Source organism: Actinoplanes xinjiangensis (assembly GCF_003148685.1).
Lineage (GTDB): Bacteria > Actinomycetota > Actinomycetes > Mycobacteriales > Micromonosporaceae > Actinoplanes > Actinoplanes xinjiangensis.
Genome location: NZ_QGGR01000004.1, coordinates 427,694 through 448,605 on the forward strand (window position 1 = coordinate 427,694; position 20,912 = coordinate 448,605).

Annotated in this window: 20 protein-coding genes; 10 read left to right on the forward strand and 10 right to left on the reverse strand. The window is 71.4% G+C overall.

What is annotated here, in order from left to right; all coding sequences use genetic code 11:
- Window positions 1-165 precede the first annotated feature (165 nt).
- Entirely contained in the window at window positions 166-843 is a 678-nt protein-coding gene (locus BC793_RS11695) for a DUF429 domain-containing protein (RefSeq protein ID WP_109592160.1), read from the reverse strand.
- Window positions 843-1,313: a glutathione peroxidase gene (locus BC793_RS11700; protein ID WP_109592161.1), complete on the reverse strand. Its 471-nt coding sequence runs from the start codon at window positions 1,311-1,313 to the stop codon at window positions 843-845. The genes BC793_RS11695 and BC793_RS11700 overlap by 1 nt, the downstream gene beginning before the upstream one ends.
- 170 nt (window positions 1,314-1,483) lie before the next feature.
- Here BC793_RS11700 and BC793_RS11705 point away from each other — a divergent pair, with 170 nt between their 5' ends.
- The 3 genes from BC793_RS11705 (at window position 1,484) to BC793_RS11715 (ending at window position 5,424) form a co-directional block, all read left to right on the forward strand.
- Window positions 1,484-2,944, forward strand: coding sequence for a glycosyl hydrolase family 18 protein (locus tag BC793_RS11705; protein ID WP_109592163.1), 1,461 nt, complete (start codon window positions 1,484-1,486; stop codon window positions 2,942-2,944).
- A 61-nt stretch (window positions 2,945-3,005) separates the two neighbouring features.
- Complete coding sequence (locus BC793_RS11710) at window positions 3,006-4,412, forward strand: class II 3-deoxy-7-phosphoheptulonate synthase (RefSeq protein WP_109592164.1); 1,407 nt, start codon at window positions 3,006-3,008, stop codon at window positions 4,410-4,412.
- Window positions 4,405-5,424, forward strand: coding sequence for a threonine aldolase family protein (locus tag BC793_RS11715; RefSeq protein WP_109592166.1), 1,020 nt, complete (start codon window positions 4,405-4,407; stop codon window positions 5,422-5,424). The genes BC793_RS11710 and BC793_RS11715 overlap by 8 nt, the downstream gene beginning before the upstream one ends.
- Here the strand turns inward: BC793_RS11715 and BC793_RS11720 are convergent.
- Complete coding sequence (locus BC793_RS11720) at window positions 5,388-6,113, reverse strand: CTP synthase C-terminal region-related (seleno)protein (protein ID WP_109592168.1); 726 nt, start codon at window positions 6,111-6,113, stop codon at window positions 5,388-5,390. The two genes, BC793_RS11715 and BC793_RS11720, sit on opposite strands and share 37 nt — an antisense overlap.
- Before the next feature lie 71 nt (window positions 6,114-6,184).
- Here BC793_RS11720 and BC793_RS11725 point away from each other — a divergent pair, with 71 nt between their 5' ends.
- Window positions 6,185-7,018, forward strand: coding sequence for a LysR family transcriptional regulator (locus tag BC793_RS11725; RefSeq protein WP_109592170.1), 834 nt, complete (start codon window positions 6,185-6,187; stop codon window positions 7,016-7,018).
- Here BC793_RS11725 and BC793_RS11730 read toward each other — a convergent pair.
- The 3 genes from BC793_RS11730 to BC793_RS11740 all read right to left on the reverse strand — a co-directional run bounded on the left by BC793_RS11730 (window position 6,993) and on the right by BC793_RS11740 (window position 10,723).
- Window positions 6,993-7,865 (reverse strand): deoxyribonuclease IV, encoded by an 873-nt coding sequence (locus BC793_RS11730; RefSeq protein WP_170167223.1) that lies wholly within the window; start codon window positions 7,863-7,865, stop codon window positions 6,993-6,995. The genes BC793_RS11725 and BC793_RS11730 overlap by 26 nt on opposite strands.
- Window positions 7,853-9,853, reverse strand: coding sequence for a Stk1 family PASTA domain-containing Ser/Thr kinase (gene pknB / locus BC793_RS11735; RefSeq protein WP_109592174.1), 2,001 nt, complete (start codon window positions 9,851-9,853; stop codon window positions 7,853-7,855). Before pknB ends, BC793_RS11730 begins: the two co-directional genes overlap by 13 nt.
- Before the next feature lie 135 nt (window positions 9,854-9,988).
- A complete protein-coding gene (locus tag BC793_RS11740) occupies window positions 9,989-10,723 on the reverse strand; it encodes a hypothetical protein (RefSeq protein WP_146246236.1) in 735 nt (244 codons plus the stop codon).
- A gap of 9 nt (window positions 10,724-10,732) precedes the next feature.
- Between BC793_RS11740 and BC793_RS11745 the strand changes: the two genes are divergently transcribed.
- The gene (locus BC793_RS11745) at window positions 10,733-11,083 is read left to right on the forward strand and encodes an Rv2175c family DNA-binding protein (RefSeq protein ID WP_109592178.1); all 351 of its coding nucleotides are present in this window, start codon (window positions 10,733-10,735) and stop codon (window positions 11,081-11,083) included.
- Window positions 11,084-11,164: 81 nt separating this feature from the next.
- On the opposite strand, the gene BC793_RS11750 is transcribed toward BC793_RS11745, so the two are convergent.
- Window positions 11,165-12,235, reverse strand: a complete 1,071-nt coding sequence (locus BC793_RS11750) for a polyprenyl synthetase family protein (protein WP_239169876.1) — start codon at window positions 12,233-12,235, stop codon at window positions 11,165-11,167.
- 363 nt (window positions 12,236-12,598) lie between these two features.
- Between BC793_RS11750 and metF the strand changes: the two genes are divergently transcribed.
- The 4 genes from metF (at window position 12,599) to BC793_RS11770 (ending at window position 16,059) form a co-directional block, all read left to right on the forward strand.
- Window positions 12,599-13,522, forward strand: a complete 924-nt coding sequence (metF, locus tag BC793_RS11755) for a methylenetetrahydrofolate reductase [NAD(P)H] (RefSeq protein WP_109592182.1) — start codon at window positions 12,599-12,601, stop codon at window positions 13,520-13,522.
- A 269-nt stretch (window positions 13,523-13,791) separates the two neighbouring features.
- The gene (locus BC793_RS11760; RefSeq protein WP_109592458.1) at window positions 13,792-14,463 is read left to right on the forward strand and encodes a CDP-alcohol phosphatidyltransferase family protein; all 672 of its coding nucleotides are present in this window, start codon (window positions 13,792-13,794) and stop codon (window positions 14,461-14,463) included.
- Between the two features lie 399 nt (window positions 14,464-14,862).
- Window positions 14,863-15,300 carry an HNH endonuclease gene (locus tag BC793_RS11765; protein ID WP_109592184.1) on the forward strand — a complete coding sequence of 146 codons (438 nt, stop codon included), beginning with the start codon at window positions 14,863-14,865 and terminating at the stop codon, window positions 15,298-15,300.
- A 231-nt stretch (window positions 15,301-15,531) separates the two neighbouring features.
- Complete coding sequence (locus BC793_RS11770) at window positions 15,532-16,059, forward strand: hypothetical protein (RefSeq protein WP_373871202.1); 528 nt, start codon at window positions 15,532-15,534, stop codon at window positions 16,057-16,059.
- A gap of 36 nt (window positions 16,060-16,095) precedes the next feature.
- Here the strand turns inward: BC793_RS11770 and BC793_RS11775 are convergent, their stop codons facing one another.
- Complete coding sequence (locus BC793_RS11775; protein ID WP_109592186.1) at window positions 16,096-17,475, reverse strand: FAD-dependent monooxygenase; 1,380 nt, start codon at window positions 17,473-17,475, stop codon at window positions 16,096-16,098.
- A 41-nt stretch (window positions 17,476-17,516) separates the two neighbouring features.
- Here BC793_RS11775 and BC793_RS11780 point away from each other — a divergent pair, with 41 nt between their 5' ends.
- Window positions 17,517-18,095, forward strand: coding sequence for a TetR/AcrR family transcriptional regulator (locus tag BC793_RS11780; protein WP_170167224.1), 579 nt, complete (start codon window positions 17,517-17,519; stop codon window positions 18,093-18,095).
- Between the two features lie 123 nt (window positions 18,096-18,218).
- Here the strand turns inward: BC793_RS11780 and BC793_RS11785 are convergent, their stop codons facing one another.
- Window positions 18,219-18,962 carry a succinate dehydrogenase/fumarate reductase iron-sulfur subunit gene (locus BC793_RS11785; RefSeq protein WP_109592190.1) on the reverse strand — a complete coding sequence of 248 codons (744 nt, stop codon included), beginning with the start codon at window positions 18,960-18,962 and terminating at the stop codon, window positions 18,219-18,221.
- Entirely contained in the window at window positions 18,962-20,911 is a 1,950-nt protein-coding gene (locus tag BC793_RS11790; protein WP_109592192.1) for a fumarate reductase/succinate dehydrogenase flavoprotein subunit, read from the reverse strand. Before BC793_RS11790 ends, BC793_RS11785 begins: the two co-directional genes overlap by 1 nt.
- Window position 20,912 lies beyond the last annotated feature (1 nt).

Consider the following 20,912-nt stretch of genomic DNA (forward strand, 5'->3'; position numbering starts at 1 on the left):
CCGCTGTCTCAGAGGCGCTGAGACAGCGGTGAGAGCCAGCCGGAGATCTCACGGTGACCGCCGCATCCGCCCGGCGGTCGCGTTGCGGCCGGGCCTGCCGCCCGCGCCGCGGGGTAGGGGACGGGGCGGCTGCTCGTGCGGTTGTCGGCCGGTGGCCGTACCGAATCAGTAGTAGATCGCGATTCTGCTGCCGTTCTCCTCTTCCGGCGGGCTGGGGTGGCTGAGGGCCGCTCCGGTGGCGACGCGGTGGGCGGTCCAGGCGACCGCGGCCGCGTCGAGGATGTCGTCGGGCGGCGCCTGCCCGGCCGGGCCCAGCTTGTCCGGCAGGACGATGCCGTTGCGGGCCAGGAGTTCCCGGCGGCGGGTCTGGCCGCTCCACGTCTTCTTGGCGTGCGGCAGCGGCTCGCCGGCCATGGTGCGGAACGAGACCTCCGGGTGGGCCTCGAAGAGCAGCCCGGGGTGCCGTTCCCAGATCGCGTTCGCCTCGAGCAGCTTGGGCCGCAGCGCCCAGGACTGCCGGCTGAGCCCGGCGCCGGTCAGCTCCCGGCAGAGCCGGTTGGCGGAGGCGAAGTCGGGCTCCTGCCAGACCGCCCGCGGTGGCACCCGGAAGACGCTGCCGCGGCGTGGGCCGAGCTGATCGGCGGCGAGGGTGTCGGCGGCCCGCCACCGGTCGGGCAGCATGCCCAGGGGGATGTCCACGCCGATCACGGCGGCACCGGAGCTGCCGGCGACGATCTCGTAGAGGGTGGCGGCCAGGACGGCGCGCCCGAAGGCCCCGTCGCGCAGTTCGACGCCGACCCAACCGAGCGCGTACGCGTCGACGCCGATCACGTGGATGCTCATCAGTGCGGCAGCAGCTTCTCGATCGTCGCGACGAGGTCATCGTCGTCGGGGGCGGTGCCGGGGTCGAACCGGGCCGCCACGGTCCCGTCGGGGGCGATCACGAACTTCTCGAAGTTCCACGAGATGTCCTCGCCGTCGCCGACCAGCTCCCGGTAGAGGGGGTGCCGGCCGGGCCCGTTGACCTCCACCTTCTCGGTCACCGGGAAGGTCACGCCGTAGTTGACCCGGCAGAACTCGTCGATCTGTTCGGCGGTACCGGGCTCCTGGCCGCCGAACTGGTCGCACGGCACGCCGACCAGCACGAGGTCCCGTTCGCGGTAGGTCTCCCAGAGGCTCTGGAGCTTCGCGTACTGCGGGGTGAGACCGCATCGCGAGGCCACGTTGACCACCAGCACGACCTTGCCGCGGTAACGGTCCAATTCGGTCGCGCCACCGGTGAGGGCGCCAATGTTGACGTCGAAGATGGTCATGACGGAAGACTACTTGCAGTGTCCGCCCGATTGCACGCCGTCGTGACGCGACCCGCGATGTTAAAGAGACCTTAAAGCTGTTCACTCCGCTTGACTGTTGTTAATCGATGTGACTACGGTCTCTTCAACCCTCTCTTTGGAAAGTTTCCTAACTGTTTGAGGAGACATCCTTGCGTACAACCCCCCGTCGGGCGCTCATCACCGGCGCGATCGTGCTGGCCTCCAGCATCGCCGTGCCGATGAGCCAGGCGTCCGCCGCTGCCGCCTGTGCCACCCCCTGGTCCGCTTCCGCCGTCTACGTGAAGGACAACGTCTCCTCGCAGAACGGCCACAACTACACCGCCAAGTGGTGGACCCAGAACGAGTCCCCGGCCACGAACAGCAGCCAGTGGGCGGTCTGGATCGACAACGGCGTCTGCGGCGGCGGCACCACGCCCCCGACCACCCCGCCCACCACGCCGCCGACCACTCCGCCCACCACGCCGCCGACCACTCCGCCCACCACGCCGCCGGCCACCGGCGACAAGTGGGTCGTCGGCTACTTCGCCGAGTGGGGCGTCTACGGTCGCGGCTACCACGTCAAGAACATCGACACCTCCGGCTCGGCGTCCAAGCTGACCCACATCCTGTACGCGTTCGCCAACACCACCGGCGGCCGCTGCAGCATCGGTGACTCCTACGCCGACTACGAGAAGGCGTACACCGCCGCCGAGAGCGTCGACGGTGTCGCGGACACCTGGGACCAGCCGCTGCGTGGCTCGTTCAACCAGCTCCGCAAGCTCAAGAAGAAGTACCCGGGCCTCAAGGTGATCTACTCGGTCGGCGGCTGGACCTGGTCCGGCGGCTTCACCCAGGCGGCCGCCAACCCGGGCGCCTTCGCCGAGAGCTGCTACAACCTGGTCGAGGACCCGCGCTGGGCGGACGTCTTCGACGGCATCGACATCGACTGGGAGTACCCGAACGCCTGCGGTCTCTCCTGTGACGCCAGCGGCCCGGCCGCCTACGCCAACGTGATCAGCGCGCTGCGCACCCGGTTCGGCAGCAACAACCTGATCACCTCGGCGATCTCCGCCGACGGCAGCAACGGCGGCAAGCTCGACGTGGCCGACTACGCGGCCGGCATCGCGAAGCTCGACAAGGTCTTCCCGATGACGTACGACTACTTCGGCGCCTTCAGCGCGCAGGGCCCGACCGCCCCGCACTCGCCGCTGACCTCGTACAACGGCATCCCGCAGGCCGGGTTCAACTCCGACGCGGCGATCCAGAAGCTGAAGAGCAAGGGCGTCCCGGCGGCCAAGATCCTGCTCGGCATCGGCTTCTACGGCCGCGGCTGGACCGGCGTCACCCAGGCCGCCCCGGGTGGCAGCGCGACCGGCGCCGCGCCCGGCACCTACGAGGCGGGCATCGAGGACTACAAGGTCCTCAAGACCAAGTGCCCGGCGACCGGCACGGTCGGTGGCACGGCGTACGCCTTCTGCGGCGGCAACTGGTGGGGTTACGACACCCCGTCGACGATCGCCGGCAAGCTGACCTACGCCAAGAACCAGGGTCTCGGCGGGGCGTTCTTCTGGGAGCTCTCCGGCGACACCGCCAACGGTGAGCTGATCACCGCGATCAAGAGCAACCTGTAGCGGCTCTTTCCAAGGGGGGCACCGGGGGAACCCGGTGCCCCCCTTCCGTACGCTTCTGCGTATGCGTCGCGAGTGGCATCAGCTCAGTCACCCCGGGGTGGGCAACCCGGCTCTCCAGACCTCCCGGCCGTCCACCGACTCGGCCGAGGACGAGGCTCTGGGACTCGACCGGTGGCGCAGCCTGCCGCGCGTCCAGATGCCGCCCTGGCCGGACATGGCCGAGGTCGCCGAGGTCTGCAAGGTCCTCGACAACGTGCCGTCGATCGTCGCGCCCTACGAGGTCGACCAGCTCCGGCACCGGCTCGCCGAGGTCTGCGAGGGCCGTGCCTTCCTGCTCCAGGGCGGCGACTGTGCCGAGACCTTCGCCGACAACACCGAGAGCCACCTGCTGGCCAACGCGCGCACCCTGTTGCAGATGGCGGTCGTGCTCACCTACGGCGCGTCGATGCCGGTGGTCAAGGTCGCCCGGGTCGCCGGGCAGTACACCAAGCCCCGCTCCGCACCGACCGACTCGCTCGGTCTGCCCGCCTACCGCGGCGACATGATCAACTCGCTGGAGCCGGACGAGGCGGCGCGGATCGCCGACCCGCAGCGGATGATCCGGGCGTATGCGAACTCGGCCGCCGCCATGAACATGCTGCGCGCGTATCTTTCGGGTGGTCTCGCCGACCTGCACGGCCTGCACGACTGGAACAAGGACTTCGTCCGCGCCTCCCCGGCCGGCGAGCGTTACGAGGCGATCGCCCGCGAGATCGACCGCGCCCTCGACTTCATCCGCGCCTGCGGCATGACCGACAGCGAGGCCCTGCGGACCGTCAGCCTCTACTGCTCGCACGAGGCCCTCGCCCTGGAATACGACCGGGCGCTCACCCGGGTCTCCGACGGCCGTGCCTACGGGCTGTCCGGCCACTTCCTGTGGATCGGTGAGCGCACCCGGCAGCTCGACCACGCGCACATCGACTTCATCAGCCGGATCGCCAACCCGATCGGCGTCAAGATCGGCCCCGGCACGTCGCCGGAGACCGCGATCGAGCTCTGCGAGCGGCTCAATCCGCGCAACGAGCCGGGCCGGCTCACGCTGATCAGCCGGATGGGCAACGGCAAGATCCGCGACGCCCTGCCCCCGATCGTGGAGAAGGTGCACGCCTCCGGCGCCAAGGTCGTCTGGCAGTGCGACCCGATGCACGGCAACACCCACGAGTCGTCCAACGGCTACAAGACCCGTCATTTCGACCGGGTCGTCGACGAGGTGCTCGGCTACTTCGAGGTGCACCGCGGCCTCGGCACCCACCCGGGCGGCATCCACGTCGAGCTGACCGGTGAGGACGTCACCGAGTGCCTCGGCGGCGCCCAGGGCATCGAGGACCTCGACCTGCCGGGCCGTTACGAGACCGCCTGCGACCCGCGGCTGAACACGCAGCAGAGCCTGGAGCTGGCGTTCCTCGTCGCCGAGATGCTCCGTGGCTGACCTGCGTTCGGACACGGTCACCCGGCCGACCAAGGGCATGCGGACGGCGATGGCCCGCGCGGCCGTCGGCGACGACGTCTTCGGCGACGACCCGACCGTCAACGCGCTCGAAGCGCACGTGGCGGAGCTGTTCGGCCATGAGGCGGCGCTCTTCGCCCCGTCCGGCACGATGGCCAACCAGATCGCCCTGCAACTCGTCGTCCCGCCCGGCGGCGAGCTGCTGGCCGGCGCCGACGCGCATGTCGTCACCTACGAGCTCGGGGCGGCCGCGATGCTGGGCGGCATCTCCACCCGCACCTGGCCGTCCGACGGCGCCGCCCTGGACGCCGAGCGGATCGCCGCGATGATCCGCCCGGCCGGTTTCCCCTCGGTGCCGACCGCGGCGATCGCCGTCGAGCAGACCCACAACCTGGGCGGCGGCGGGGTCGTCCCGCTCGGCACCCTCCAGGACCTGCGGGTGGCCGCCGACAAGCACGGCATCGCCCTGCACTGCGACGGCGCCCGGATCTGGCACGCGCACATCGCCGACGGGGTGACCCTCGCCGAGTACGGCGCGCTCTTCGACACCCTCTCCGTCTGTCTCTCCAAAGGACTCGGCGCGCCGGTCGGTTCCCTGATCGTCGGCAGCCGGGAGCGGATCGCGAAGGCCCGGGTGATCCGCAAGCGGATGGGCGGCGGCATGCGGCAGGCCGGTATCCTCGCCGCGGCCGGGCGGTACGCGCTCGACCACCACCTCCAGCGGCTCACCGAGGACCACGAGCGGGCCCGCCAGATCGCCGAGGCACTGGCGCCGTTCGGCGTGGTCGACCCGGAGAAGGTGCGGACCAATCTCATCCCCCTCGATCTGTCGAAACACGATCTGAGCGCGCCCGCACTGGCCGCCGCCGCCGCCGAGCGTGGCGTGCTGATCGCCGCGATGCTGCCGCAGGTCGCGCGGCTCGTCACCCACCTCGACCTGGACGAGGCCGGCGTGGATCAGGCCATCGACGTCCTCACCGACCTGCTGGCCTGAGCGGCGGACGCGGCGGCGACGAAACCACGGATGATCGGGTGCGGGTCCGTCCCGTCGCCGGCCAGCTCCGGCTGGAAGAGCGTGGCCAGATAGAACGGGTGGTCCGGCAGCTCGGCGGCACGGACCGCCCCGCTCTCGTCGCGGCCGGTGAAGCGCATCCCGTGGGCGCTGAGCAACTGCAGGTGGGCGTCGGCGATCCCATACGAACAGTGGTAACGCTCCACCGTGCGGGACGCACCGACCAGCCGCTCGAGCAGCGACCCGGGTGCCACCTCCACGGCGGCCTCGTGTCCCGCCAGTGAGCAGGCCAGCTCCACGATCAGGTCCTCGGCGTCCTCCTCCTCGCCCTCCGCATACTCCGCGTGGCGGGCACCGGTGAACCCGCACTCGTGCCGGGCGAACTCGAGCATGGCGTGCTGGAAGCCGCCGCAGGTGCCCAGGAACGGGATGCCGCCGAGCCGGGCCGCCTGGGCCGCGGTGACGCCGCCTTCGGGGCTCCGGTAGGGGCTGCCGGGCACCAGCCAGATCCCGTCGAACCCGCGCAGAGCCGCGGGATCCTCGGCATCCCGCGTCGGGATCCAGTAGACGTCGATGTCCTCGTCGTCGCGCAGGACGTCGAGCAGGGCGGGGATCCGGTGGTGCGCGCGGACGGCCGGTGATCGGTCGCCGACCAGGGCGATTCTGTTCATGGGTCCACTCTCGTCCCCGCGCGAGATCAGGTCCAACGATGTCTGCTGTTGTGCTCATTAGCATCGCTGATGTGGACCCACATCTGCTGCGTACATTCGTCGCCGTCGCCGAGACCGGCTCGTTCTCCGCCGCCGCCCAGCGCCTCAGCTACACCCAGTCGGCCGTCTCCCAGCAGATCGCCGCCCTCGAGGCCGACCTCGGCACCGCCCTGCTGACCCGCCGCCCGGTCGCGCTCACCGCGGCCGGTGAACGCCTGCGACGGCACGCCACACCCCTGCTGGCCCGGCTCGCCGCGGCCCGCGCCGACGTGACCCGCGCGGTGGCCCCGCCCGGCCGCCTCATCGTCGGCCTGACGCCGCTGGCGTGGTCCCGCCGGGTCTCCGGGGCACTGGCCGTGATCCGCGCCGAGTCGGCCCGCCTGAACACCCGGGTCCTGGTCGCCGACCGGGACCGGATCGTCGCCGCGTCCGCCGGCGGCGAGATCGACGTCGCCCTGGTCGACGGGTTCACCGCGCCGAACGACCCGCTGCCGCTCCCGGTGGCCGGGGCGGTCGGGGTGGCCCAGGACGGCGCCGTGGTGACGGTGCCGCCCGACCACCCGCTGGCCGGCCGCCGGACCCTGGATCTCGCCGACCTCGCCGAGGCGTACTGGATCGACGCCCCGGTGGTGTCGCCCCTGGCGAACCTGCCGGTGGACGGCCTGCGTGCCGGGCTGCGCTACGAGGGTGCCGACGTGGCCGTCCTGCGCGGGCTGGTGGAGGCCGGCCACGGGCTCGCGGTCCTGCCCGCGGGCACCGCGGACGGCGTCCTGCTGTCCCGGCTCGTCCATCGGGTGGAGTTACTGACCACACCGGGCGCGGGTGCGCCGGCGACCCGGCTCAGCGAGCTTCTCGGAGGCCCTTGAGCAGCGCGATGTCGGCGGCATGCCCCTCGTGCTCGACCGTCGGCGTCTCCACGATCACCGGGATGCCCTCGGTCGCCGGGTGGGCGAAGAGCTCGGCGAACGGCTCGGCACCGATCCGGCCCTTTCCGATCGTCTCGTGCCGGTCCCGCGTCGACCCGCAGTCGTCCTTCGAGTCGTTGGCGTGGATCAGCTGGAGCCGGCCCGGCCCGGCGGCCTCGACGAGCGCGTCGAGCGTCGACGTCATGCCGCCCGGGGTGGCCAGGTCGTGCCCGGCCGCCCAGGCGTGGCAGGTGTCGAAGCAGACACCCAGCCACGGGTGCTGCTCCACGGCCGCCAGATAGGCCGACAGGTCCTGCACCTTCGACGCCAGGCTCCGGCCGCCGCCCGCGCTCGGCTCGACCAGCAGCCGGGGCAATTCCTCGACGGCCGCCCGGTCGAGCAGCGGCAGCAACTGCTCGTGCAGCTGGTGCATCGCCTTCTCGGCGTGCGCCTCGTCGACCGAGCTGCCGGCGTGGTAGACGACCGCGGTCGCGCCGATCGCCTTGCCCCGCAGCAGGGCGTGCTCCAGGGTGGCGATCGAGCGTTCCACCGTCAGTTCGGTCGGCGAACCGAGGTTCACCAGGAGCGAAGCGTGGATGTACGCGGGCAGCCCGCGTTCGCCGATCCCGTCGCGGAACAGGACGTCCTGCTTCGGGTCGCCGGCCGGCAGGGCCCAGCCACGGGAGTTGGAGACGTACACCTGAAGGGTCTCCGACCCCGCGGCGTCGACGTACGGCAGGGCCGCCTTGGCCAGCCCTCCCGACGTCTTGGTGTGTGATCCGATCCGGCGCAGGGTCACAGGAAGCACACCAGCTGGACGATGCTCTGCGGGGGAACCGGCGTGCCGGGACCCGGGTTCATCTGCCGTGCCGTCGCGTTCGGGTCGCCGGTCATCTGCACCTGGACTCCCTGGGCCTGGAGCGCCGCGGCCGCCTGCTGGCACGGCTGGTTCGTCACGTCCTGGAGGACGATCTGCGCCGGGCCCTTGCTGATCGTGAGGGTGACCTGGGTGTCCTTCTCCACGCCGGTGCCCGCCTTGGGACTCACGGCGATCACCTCGTCGGCCGGCTTGTCGCTCTCCGTGGAATTCTCCACGACCTGGAGGCCGCGCTCGGTCAGCTGCCGCCGCGCGTCGTTGATGTTCTGGCCGACCACGTCGGGGATGGTGATCGGCGCCCTGCCCTTGCTCAGCACCAGGGTGACGGTCTCGCCCGGCCTGAGCTCGGTGCCCGCCTTGGGGTCGGTGGACAGCACCACGCCCTCCGGTGCGGTGTCGCTGTACTGCCCCTTGCCCTGCTTGAACTTGAGTTTCAGCGAGTCCAGCTGGGCCTTGGCGAAGGCCAGCTCCTGACCCTCCAACTCGGGGACCGGGTGCACCTCGGGGCCGAGCGACAGGATGACCGTGATGTTGTCACCCTTGACGATCTTGTCCTGCGGCCCGGGGTTCTGCTCGAGGACCGAGCCCTTGGCCACGGTCTCGCTGTACTTGCCGTCGCCCAGGATGAGCTCGAAGCCCTCCTGCTTGGCATAGGCGGCCGCCTGGTCCTGGCTCATGGTCAGCAGCCGGGGGGTCTCGGTGTAGCGCCCGAGCGTCACCCACCAGGTGCTGCCCAGCACGACCACGGCCATCACCGCGATCAGCACGGTCAGCACCACACGACGCCGGTCGTCGAAGAACCCGGAGAGCCCGCCGGCGGGCTCCGGGGCCCGGCGGTGCGGCCCGGTGGGGGTGCGGCCGCCCTGCTCCGGCAGCCGGGCCCAGGACGGGCGGTGTGACGCCTGGTAGGCGGTGCCGGCCGGGACCGGCGGCACCAGCGCGGTGGCGTCGGCCGACGGGATGGCCGGGACGATCCGGGTCGCGTCGGAGGTGCCCGGGGCGCCCGGAACCTGGCGCAGCAGGGCGGTGTCGACGTGCGTGACGCCGAGACCGTCGCGCGTGGTCTGCACCTCGGTCAGGAAGGCGCCGGCGTCGGTCGGGCGGGAGCCCGCGTCCCGCCGGGTGGCCCGGGCCACGAGCCGGTCCAGCACCGTGGGCAGGCCCCGGACGATCGACGAGGGCGCCGGGACGTCGTTGTCGACGTGCTGCCAGGCCACCTCGATCGGCTCGTTGCCGTCATAGGGCACCCGGCCGGTCAGCATCTCGAAGAGCACGATGCCGGCCGAGTAGACGTCGGTGCGGGCGTCGGCGTGACCGTTCTGCACCAGTTCGGGCGCTACGTACGCCACGGTGGCCATGAGCTGGCCGGAGTCGTCGACGGTGCTCGCCTCGATGGCCCGGGCCAGACCGAAGTCGGCCACCTTGACCACGGCGTCCACCAGGTCCGACACGCCGCCGCTGGGCGCCTCGGCGACCAGCACGTTCTCCGGCTTGACGTCACGGTGCACCAGGCCGGCACGGTGCGCGGCGGCGATCGCGGCGAGCATCTGCTCGAGGATCGCGAGCGCCTCGACCGGGCTCAGCCGGGTGCGCTGGCTCAGCAGGTCGCGCAGGGTGCGGCCCTGCACGAACTCCATCACCAGATAGGGCAGGCCCTGGTGTCGCCCCTGGTCGTAGACCGCCACGACATTCGGGTGCGTCAGGCGGGCGATCGTCTTGGCCTCGTCGGTGAAACGGTCGACGAAGTGGACGTTGGTGGCCTGCGACGGGTGGATGATCTTCAGCGCGACGGTGCGCTCAAGCCGCTCGTCGGTGGCCCGGTAGACGGTCGCCATGCCACCGCGGGCGACGCGACCGGTGATCCGGTAGCGCCCGTCAATCGTTGTGCCGATCAACGTATCGGCGACTGTGGTGTCCATCGGCGTGAAGTGTATGTGTCTTTCCAGTGGGGGTGGACCAGGATGTCACAGCTGAGTCCAAACGGGTATCCAAACACCCATGCCCTGGGCCGATTGATGTGGAAGCCCTTCACATAAGGCGAAATTACGGTTTTGTCACCAAGGGAGGCGATGGTGATGGCCGTCACTGCGCGGCATCCAGGCACCGCCGCCGGGGCTCGGCCCGACCGGACCGCTCGGGCTCGGATCGGCCGACGAACTGGGGGAGGCCGACACCGACGCGGACGGTTCCGGCACGGTCGGCGTCGGCACCGGCGGGGTGTCGCAGTCGCACTCCGGTGAGCCCGTCACCGGTGCCGCGGGCTGCGTCTTCTCCCTGGTGGGAGGGGGTGGGACGACAATCCGGGTGGTGGTCGTCACGACCGGCGGCAGCGGGGCCGGCGCGGTGGTGTGCGGCTTGCGCGGAGTGCGGCCCATCCCGGCGCTATCGCCCGTCGCGGTAGCGGTCGGGGCCGGATTCTCGAACCGGGGTGGCACCGGAGCCGCGGCGACCGCCGGCGCGGCCACCGGAGTGTCGGTCATCCGTCCGGCGAAGGCGGTCGTGGCGACGAGGTACGAACCGGCCGCCCCGCACATCGCCAGTGCGCAGAAGGCGGCAACCGTGACGAATCGCCGCGGTGGCCGGGCCTCGTCCACCCTCGGCTCGGCGGGCAGGTCGACCAGCGAACCCGGGAACGTGTTCATCCCGGTCGACGTGACGTCCGGGCCGGCCCCGGCGCCGGGCTCCGGGCGCCACCCCAGGTCGTAGCAGAGGGACCGCCAGGCCCCGGCCGTCTCCGAACGGACGTTGCGCCACAGGCTCATCAACAGGTCTCCGATCTGGTCTGGCACGCTGTACGGGTGACCGAACCCGTAACCTCCGGCCCCTCCGGCTGGATCACTCTGCCGGATGTGTCCGAAAAGCTCGGTTTGACGATCAGCAAGGTGCACCAGCTGATCCGCGAGGGATCGCTGCTGGCGGTCCGCAGAGACGGCATCCGCGTGGTGCCCGCCGAGCTGGTGGCGAACGCCACCGTGCTCAAGCACCTGCCCGGTGTCCTGACCCTGCTCCATGACGCCGGGTACAACGACGAAGAGGCCCTCGGGTGGCTCTATGCGCCGGACGAGACCCTCGGCGGCAATGCGGCGACCGCGCTCGGCGGCGATCTGGCCCGCGAGGCGAAACGCCGCGCGCAGGCCATCGGCTTCTGACCGTTCAGATCAAGATCATTATTTGGTACGGCCACCCGCCCTCGATCCACCAGGTGTGAGGGCGGGCCGTACCGGGGAGTGTCAGACCGAGCGGCGGGTGGCCGCGTCGGCGAGTGCCAGCAGCACCTCGCGGGCCTCCTCCTCGACGGGTGCCGCCGCCAGTGCGGTCAGCGCCGCACGGCTCAGCGCGTCGATCCGTGCCTCGGTGGCGTCCAGCGCCCCCGACTCACCGATGATCGCCCGCAGCCGCTCCACACCCGCGTCGTCCAGCGCCGGGTCGCCCAGCGCCCCGTCCAGCTCGGCCCGGGCGGCGTCGTCCAGCGTCCCGAGCGCGGACGCCACCAGATAGGTGCGCTTGCCCTCGCGCAGGTCGTCACCGGCCGGTTTGCCGGTCTGCGCCGGGTCACCGAAGACACCGAGCACGTCGTCGCGCATCTGGAACGCCTCACCCAGCGGCAGGCCGAACGCCGCGTACGCCGCGACGACCTCCGGGCCGCCGCCGGCGAGCGCCGCACCCAGCAGCAGCGGGCGCTCCACCGTGTACTTCGCCGACTTGAACCGGGCCACCTTGCCGGCCCGCTCCAGCGACGTGTCCGCGGTCGCCTGGGTGAGCACGTCCAGGTACTGCCCGACGGTCACCTCGGTCCGCATCAGGTCGAAGACCGGCCGCGCCCGGGACAGCTCGGCCAGGCCCATCCCCGACGCGTGCAGCAGCTCGTCCGACCAGACCAGGGCCAGGTCGCCGAGGAGCACCGCCGCCGAGTCACCGAACCCCGCCGCGTCACTGCGCCACCCCTCCCGGCGGTGCAGCAGCTCGAACCGCCGGTGCACCGACGGCTCCCCGCGCCGGGTGTCCGACCGGTCCATCAGGTCGTCGTGGATCAGCGCGCTCGCCTGCACCAGCTCCAGCGCCGAGACGGCCGCCACCACCTCGTCGGAGTCGATGCCGCCCGCACCCCGGAAACCCCAGTAGGCGAACGCCGGCCGCAGCCGCTTGCCGCCACCCAGCACGAACGCCGACACCGCGTCGGCCACCTCGGCCAGCGCCGGGTCGATCTCCAGCAGACGCGCCCGCTGGGCCGCGAGGAAGCCGGAGAGGGCCTTGTCGACGCGGGGCCGCAGACCGGCCCGTTCGAGTGGAGAGTTCGTCACCCTTCCAGACGCTATCTGGTGCCGTCCGGCCGTGTTCGGCCAGATCACCCGCTTCCAACGCCGGCGGACACCCATCCACCCGCCCCGCCCTCCCGTCCGCACCGGCCCCTCCTCTCCGCGCCGCCTGCACGTCCACACCGCCGTTCGGTCCACGCCGCCCTCTGGTCCGCGCCGCCCTCTGGTCCGCGCCGGCCGCTCGCTCGCGCCGCCTGCTCGCTCGCGCCGCCGTTTGGTCCGCGCTGCCGGCTCGTCCGCATCACCGGCTGGTCGTCACCGCTGTCTCGCGCGCGCTGAGACAGCGGTGACGACCAGCCGGGCCTCCGGTGGGGCCGCGTGGGTACTGGTCGCCGGTAGAGTTCCGGTATGGCTCTCGGTCTTCCCTCCCGGCTCCCCGGTGCACCCTCCGTCGGAGACCTGGTCCGCGGTTCGGCGCCGACGTTCTCGTTCGAGTTCTTCCCACCGAAGACCCCGGTCGGGGAGCAGCGCCTCTGGCAGGCGATCCGGGAGCTGGAGTCGTTGCGGCCGAGCTTCGTGTCGATCACCTACGGCTCGGGCGGCACCACGCGGGACACCACGGTCGCCGTCACCGAGCGGGTCGCCACCGAGACCACCCTGCTGCCGATGGCCCACCTCACCGCGGTCGACCACTCGATCGCCGAGCTGCGCAACGTGATCGGCCGCCTGGCCGGCGCCGGCATCAGCAACATCCTCGCCGTCCGCGGCGACCCGCCCGGTGACCCGACCGGCGAGTGGATCCGGCACCCCGAGGGCGTCCTCTACGCCGAGGACCTGGTGCGCCTGATCCGCGAGTCGGGTGACTTCAGCGTCGGGGTGGCCGCTTTCCCGTACAAGCATCCCCGCTCCGCCGACGTGGAGAGCGACACCCGGGCCTTCGTCCGCAAGTGCCGGGCCGGCGCCGACTTCGCGATCACCCAGATGTTCTTCGACACCGACGACTACCTGCGCCTGCGTGACCGGGTCGCCGCCGAGGGCTGCGACACCCCGATCCTGCCCGGTCTGATGCCGGTCACCCAGATGGCCACGATCGAACGGGCCACCAAGCTCTCCGGAGCCCCGTTCCCGCCGGCCCTGCTGCCCCGGTTCGAGCGCCTCGCCGACGATCCGGAGGCCGTCCGGGCCCTGGGCATCGAGATGTGCGCCGAGATGTGCGCCCGCCTGCTGGCCGAGGGGGTCCCCGGCATCCACTTCATCACCCTCAACCGCTCGACGGCGACCCGCGAGGTCTGGCAGCTCCTGGCCTCCTCCGAGGTCGCCGCAGCCGCCTGACCGTGCCACCGACCGACCCACTGTCGCCCGGCCCGACCTCACCGGCGCCGTCCGAGTCGGCCGCGCCGTCGCCGCCTCCCACCCCGGTCGCGGTGCCCTCGCCGATGCCTGCCCCTGCTTCGGGTGCTGCGCCTGCTTCGGGTGCTGCGCCTGCTTTGGGTGACGCGCCTGCGCCTGGGACTGCTCCGGTCCCTGGGCCTGCTCCCGTCGGTGCGGCGCCTCCGCTTGAGCCGCCCGCTTCGGCCTCGCCTGTGCCGGCCGGGCGGGTGATGGGCTGGGACGACTATGTGGCGGCGTGGTCGGGGCTCCATGGCGGGTTCGATCCGCGGACCGCCTCGCTCGTGGTCCGGGGATGGGTGCTTCTGGCGTACCGGATCGGCTCTTTTCTCGGCCGTAAGCGGATCTCGCCGCTCACGGTGACCCTCGCCGGTCTGTCGCTCTGTCTCGCCGTGCCGGTGGTGATCGGTCTCGCCGGGCCACCGGCGGGCCTGGCGGCCGGCGCGCTGCTGGTACTGCTCGCCGCATTCGCCGACGGGCTGGACGGGGCCGTCGCGGTGGCGACCGGGCGGGTGACCAGAGCCGGGTACGTGTACGACTCGGTCGCCGACCGTCTCGGCGAGGCCGCCTGGCTGACCGCGTTCTGGCTGGCCGGAGTCCCGGCCTGGCTGGCCGTCGCGGCCGGTGCGGGCAGCTGGCTGCACGAGTACCTGCGGGCCCGCGCGGCCACCGCCGGGATGACCGAGATCGGCGCGGTCACTGTGGGCGAGCGCCCGACCCGGGTCTCGGTCGCCGTGACCGGCCTGCTTCTGGCTCCGATCGCCGCCCTGGTCGTGCCGGCCTGGACCACCCTGGTGCTGACCGTGGCCGTCGCGATCTGGCTGCTCCTCCAACTCGCCGGACTGTTCCAGCTCACCGCTGCGGTTCACCGCGCCCTCCGCTGAGGGGCGCCTGGGCCTCTGATGGGCGCGCTGAGCGTTCCGGGCTGAGTGGTGCTCTGGGTTGAGCGTCGCGCTCCAGACCAGCGACGGGTCCAGGCTCCACGATCCGGGCTGAAGGGCTTGCTCCGCGTTGGCGGGCTCGTTCCGGGCAGAGGGGCGTGGTCTGGCCTGACGGGCGCGCTGAGCGCCGATTCCGGTCACCGCGCGATGCGCTGGCCGGGATCCCCGGTTCGGTGCCGACCGGCGCTCCCGGGCCTCACGCAGACCCGCCGTTTCCGCGTTTATTCGGTTGTCGGTGGTCGATGTCGGGCCTATTTTTTCTTCAGCGGATCCGGACGGGGCGGATCGCCCTTGAGCTGTGGATTCGCTGTAAAGCGAAACGATTTACCGGGGGGTGACGAAATGAGTGCGGTTCTGGTCCTGAACGCCGACTGCGGGCCGCTGCACCGGGTCAGCCTCCGGCATGCGATCCGGATGCTGTTCCGTCAGGTCGCCGTGGTCCATGAGGCCCAGCCGGACAGCCGGATGGGTGTCTATCCGGTTCCGACCGTGGTGCGGCTGGTGTCCTACGTGGTGACGCGGTGGCGTCGCGGCCGTGGTCCGGGCTGGTCGCGGGCCGGTGTGCTGGTGCGGGACGGGCGGAGGTGCGCCTACTGCGGCGACGCCGCCTCGACCATCGACCACGTGCTGCCGCGTTCCCGGGGGGGCCGTAACGAATGGCTGAACACCGTCGCGGCGTGCGCGCGCTGCAACAACCGCAAGGGTGACCGCACCCCGGCCGAGGCGCGGATGCCGTTGCGCATCACGCCGTTCGCCCCGGTGTGGGCCGCCTACCACTGATCCTCTCGATGACATCGACTTTCCTCACGCGGCGGCCGGCGGGTTTACACGGGGATCCGCCGACCGCCCACCAGCGGCCGTTCCGAAGGGCTTCCTTCGGAACGGCCGCTGCTTTTCGTCCGGGACAATGCGCCAACGGCGAGGCGCAGCCAAGGTGTGCCGTCGAGGTAGGCCCGCAGCGGTGTCCCGGAGGCGGTGCCGGCGGGATGGTCGGGAGGCGGTGCCGACGGGATGGTGGGGGAGGCGGGCTCGGTGACGGAACTGGACGGGCTGCGGGGGATCCGGGCACGGCGGGCCGCACTCGATGCCGAGGAACTGGAGCTGATCGACCGGGCCCGGCGTTCCGGCGTCACGTGGCCGGCGATCGCGGTGGCGCTCGGTCTCGGTAGCCGCCAGGCGGCGGAGCAGCGCCGGCGCAACCTGGCGAGAGCTGCGGAGCGCGACTCACTGCCACGCCGGTCCGAGCTTGATCAGGGGTACGGCGACAGCGTCACCCGTCTGCGGAGACAGGCCGTCGACCTGTACCGGAGGATCGGCGCGGACCGCCGCTGGGATGCCCGTTTCACCCGGGCCGCGTTGGTCCGGGAGACCCTCTCGGCCGCGCCGGACGCTCCGGCCGGCGCCCTCTACGACCTGGTGACCGCGGCCCTGGACGATCTGGAGAACCGGCTGCTGCCCGCACCGCTGCGGGCGTCGGTGCAGCGTCTCCGGATCGAGGCTCGACACCCGCGGAAGCCGGGCGGCCCCGAACAGGCGTGACGAGGCGATGCCGAGCCGGGCCGGCCGATCAGGTGTTCAGAGCCCGATCCGCCCCAGGTAGGCGACGATGTCCGCCACATCGTGGGTGGCGCAGCCGACGTAGTTGTCCGGCCGGATCAGGAGCAGCGTGGGCCCGGCCGTGCCGTAGATCTCAGCGGCCTCGGAGACATGGTGGACCGGGACGGGCAGGGTGGGCAGCGGCCCGGTCCAGTCGAAGGCCAGCAGCGTGAACCGGGGCCCGCGCAGCCGGTCGAAGAGCCGGTCGCCGGCCAGGGGCGCGTCGGGTGCCCGGTCACCGGCACGTACCGGGCCCGGCTGCGGGCGGCGTTCCACGGCCAGGCTCGCGCCGCGGTAGTTCAGCGACAGTTGCCGCAGCACCGGGTCGTCGCGGCGCATCGCGTCGTCGGCGCCTTCGGCGTGGAGCCGGTGCAGGCGGGTGCTGATCCCCAGGACCGCCGCCGCCACCGGGAGTCGTTCCTCCTCGTAGGTGTCCAGGATCGCGGAGCTGCCGGTCGCGATCTTCCAGCCCAGGTTGTAGGCGTCCTGGATGCCGGTGTTGAGCCCCTGCCCGCCGGCCGGGGAGTGCACGTGGGCGGCGTCGCCGGCGAGGAGGACGTGCCCGGCCCGGAAGCGGGACGCCATCCGCATGTTGGCCCGGTACTCCGAGGTCCAGCCCACCTCGGTGACGGTGATCGACGAGTCGACGGCGGCGACCAACTCGGCCGGTGACAGGGGTGACGGTGGCGCGGTGAGCTGGAACCAGCCGTCGCCGGGCAGCGGGCACAACCCGAGCCGGAACGACCGCCCCTCGCCCGGCCACACGTGCCAGTGGTCGCGGTCCAGGCCGGTGAGGCGTACGTCGGCGATGAACAGCCGCTCCTGCTCGTGGGTCTCGCCCTCGAAGCCGATGCCGGCCAGCTTGCGGACCGTGCTGCGCCCGCCGTCCGCGCCGACCACCCAGCGGGCGTCGACGGTCTCGCCGGTGTCCAGGGTGACCCGCAGACCACCGTCGATCGGGGTGAGCCCGGTGAGGCCGGTGCCGAATTCCACCGGGACGCCGTCGGCGAGCAGCTCGGAGGTGCGCCACTGGGGGAGCATCAGCATGTTGGGCCAGGGGACGGCGGGTGTCGGCTCGTGCGGCTCGTCGAGGTGGAACCGGTGGGTCCCGCCGCCGGGCAGGTGGGCCAGCAGCTCCGGATAGTCGCCGCCGGCGGCGAGGAACCGCTCGATCAGCCCGAGGTCGTCGAGGACCTCGAGGGTGCGCGGTTGCAGGCCCTTGCCGCGGGATCCGTCGAACGGTCGCGGTGACTTCTCGACGATCCGGTACGGCACCCCGTGCCGGCTGAGCTGGCGGGCCAGGGTGAGGCCGGTGGGCCCGGCGCCGGCGATGATGGTGAATCCAGATTCAGTGAACACAAATTCACCGTACGGTCGCTGGTAACCTCCGTCAAGTGGTGATGGGCACGCGTAGGCAGCAGGCAGCGCAGACCGAGGCGGAGTTGAAGGCGGCCGCGATCCGGGTGTTCGCGCGGGTCGGCTACCTGAACACCAAGATCACTGACATCACGGTCGAGGCGGGGCGGGCCACCGGCTCCTTCTACAAGCACTTCCCCGGCAAGGAGAAGCTGCTCGAGGCGCTGCTCGCCGACCTGTTGGCCGAGGGCGACGTGCATGCCGGGCTGGCCGGCCACCTGGACGACTTCCGCGACCGGGCGGCGGTCCGCTGGCACGTCGCCGTCTACTGGGACTTCTACCGGGAGCACCGTGCGGTCATGTCGGCGCTTCAGCAGGCCGCGATCGTCGACGAGGAGTTCGCCCGCCGCAGCCGGGAGATGCTCGAACCCGATCTGCGCCACATCGCCGGTCACATGGCCAATCTGCGCCCACCCGGCGGCCCCTTGGTCGCGGCGTCGTTCTTCACCACGACACTCTCGTCGGTCACCGCCGCGTGGTTTGCCGACCCCGGTCCGGCCACCGGTGAGGCCGAGACGATCGAGGCCCTGACGACGTTCCTGCACACCGGCCTCGGCGGCTGAGAGCGCCGGAGAGGGCGTACGCCCGGCAGAAAGGCGGATGCCCGGCACACCGGTGTGCCGGGCATCCGAAGAGGCCGGGTGCCGGACACGTCGTTGTGCCCGGCACCTGGAGTCTCAGGGCGGTCAGTTCTTGCTGATTGCCTTGCGGTAATCGCTGTTGAGGCGGCCGATGAGGCTCAGCGGGATGCCCTTGGGGCAGACCGTGGTGCACTCGCCGGCGTTGGTGCAACCGCCGAAGCCGGCGTCGTCCTGCGCCTGGAGCATGTCGATGACGCGGCTGTCACGCTCCGGCTGGCCCTGGGGCATCAGGCCCAGGTGGGCGATCTTCGCGGCGGTGAACAGCATCGACGAGCCGTTCGGGCAGGCCGCCACGCAGGCGCCGCAGCCGATGCAGGTGGCCGCCTCGAACGCGGCGTCCGCGTCCTTCTTGGGCACCGGGGTGGCATGGGCGTCCGGCGCCGTACCGGTCGGGGCGGTGATGTAGCCACCGGCCTGGATGATCTGGTCGAACGCGCTGCGGTCGACGACCAGGTCCTTGATCACCGGGAAGGCGGCGGCACGCCACGGCTCGACGTCGATCACGTCGCCGTCGGAGAACTTGCGCATGTGCAGCTGGCACACGGTGGTGGCCTTCTCCGGGCCGTGCGCCACGCCGTTGACGACCATGCTGCACATGCCGCAGATGCCCTCACGGCAGTCGTGGTCGAACGCGATCGGGTCGTCACCGTCGAGGATCAGCGTCTCGTTGAGGACGTCGATCATCTCGAGGAACGACGCGTCCGGGGAGATTCCCTTGACGTCGTAGGTGACCATCTTCCCGGCAGCCGAGGGACCGGGCTGACGCCACACCCTGACCTTGATGTCCATTACTTGTAGCTCCGCGTGCTCGGGTGGACGTACTCGAAGTTGAGGTCTTCCTTGTGCAGGACGGGCCTACCGTCGGCGCCGAAGTACTCCCACGCCGCGGCATAGCTGAACTCGTCGTCGTGACGCAGCGCCTCACCGTCCGGGGTCTGGCTCTCGCCCCGGAAGTGGCCGCCGCAGGACTCGCGACGGTGCAGCGCGTCGATGCACATCAGCTCACCGAGCTCGATGAAGTCCGCGACCCGGCCGGCCTTCTCCAGGTTCTGGTTGAGCTCCTCGCCTTTGCCCGGCACCTTCACCCGGGTCCAGAACTCCTCCTTGAGCGCCCGGATCAGCCCGATGGCCTTGGTCAGGCCCTCCTCGGTCCGCTCCATGCCGCAGTACTCCCACATGATCTGGCCGAGCTCGCGGTGGAAGGAGTCCACGGTGCGGTCGCCGTCGATCGACAGGAACTTCTCGATCCGGTCCTCGACCAGCTTGCGCGCCTCGACGACCGGCGCGTCGGCCTCGGTCACCTTGGGGAACGGGCCGGCGGCGAGGTAGTTGCTGATCGTGTTCGGGAGCACGAAGTAGCCGTCGGCCAGGCCCTGCATCAGCGCGGACGCGCCGAGGCGGTTGGCGCCGTGGTCGGAGAAGTTCGCCTCACCGATCACGAACAGGCCCGGGACCGTCGACTGCAGGTCGTAGTCGACCCAGAGGCCGCCCATCGTGTAGTGCACGGCGGGGTAGATGCGCATCGGCGTCGCGTACGGGTCCTCGCCGGTGATCCGCTCGTACATCTCGAAGAGGTTGCCGTACTTGGCCTCGACCGCCTTGCGGCCGAGCCGGTTGATCGCGTCGGCGAAGTCCAGGTAGACGCCGAGTCCACCGGGACCGACCCCGCGGCCCTCGTCGCAGACGTTCTTGGCGGCACGCGACGCGATGTCACGGGGCACCAGGTTGCCGAACGACGGGTAGATGCGCTCCAGGTAGTAGTCGCGGTCGGCCTCGGCGATCTCACCGGCCGGCTTCTGGCAGTCCGCGGCGTTCTTCGGCACCCAGACCCGGCCGTCGTTGCGCAGCGACTCCGACATCAGGGTCAGCTTCGACTGGTGCGAGCCGGACTCCGGGATGCAGGTCGGGTGGATCTGCGTGTAGCAGGGGTTCGCGAACAGCGCGCCCTTGCGGTGCGCCCGCCACGCGGCCGTGACGTTGCAGCCCTTGGCGTTGGTCGACAGGAAGAAGACGTTGCCGTAGCCGCCGGAGGCGAGCACCACGGCGTCGGCGAACTCGGTCGTGATCTCGCCGGTGACCATGTCCCGGACGACGATGCCGCGGGCCTTGCCGTCCACGATGATCAGCTCGAGCATCTCGTGCCGGGCGTTCATCTCGACGTTGCCGAGACCGATCTGCCGCTCCAGGGCCTGGTAGGCGCCGAGCAGCAGCTGCTGACCCGTCTGGCCCCGGGCGTAGAACGTGCGGGACACCTGGGTGCCGCCGAACGAGCGGTTGTCGAGCAGGCCGCCGTACTCACGGGCGAACGGGACGCCCTGGGCCACGCACTGGTCGATGATGTTCACCGACACCTGGGCGAGCCGGTAGACGTTGGATTCGCGGGCGCGGAAGTCGCCGCCCTTGACCGTGTCGTAGAACAGCCGGTAGACGGAGTCGCCGTCGTTGCGGTAGTTCTTCGCGGCGTTGATGCCACCCTGCGCGGCGATCGAGTGCGCGCGCCGGGGGCTGTCCTGGTAGCAGTAGGACTTGACCCGGTACCCGGCCTCGGCCAGGGTCGCCGCGGCCGAGCCGCCGGCCAGGCCGGTGCCGACCACGATGACCGTCAGCTTGCGGCGGTTCGCCGGGTTGACCAGCTTGGCGGCGAACTTGCGCCGCTCCCAGCGGGTCTCGACCGGCCCGTCCGGGGCGGCCTTGTCGAAGACGGGTTCGCCGTCGGCCCAGAAGTCGTTGGCACTCATG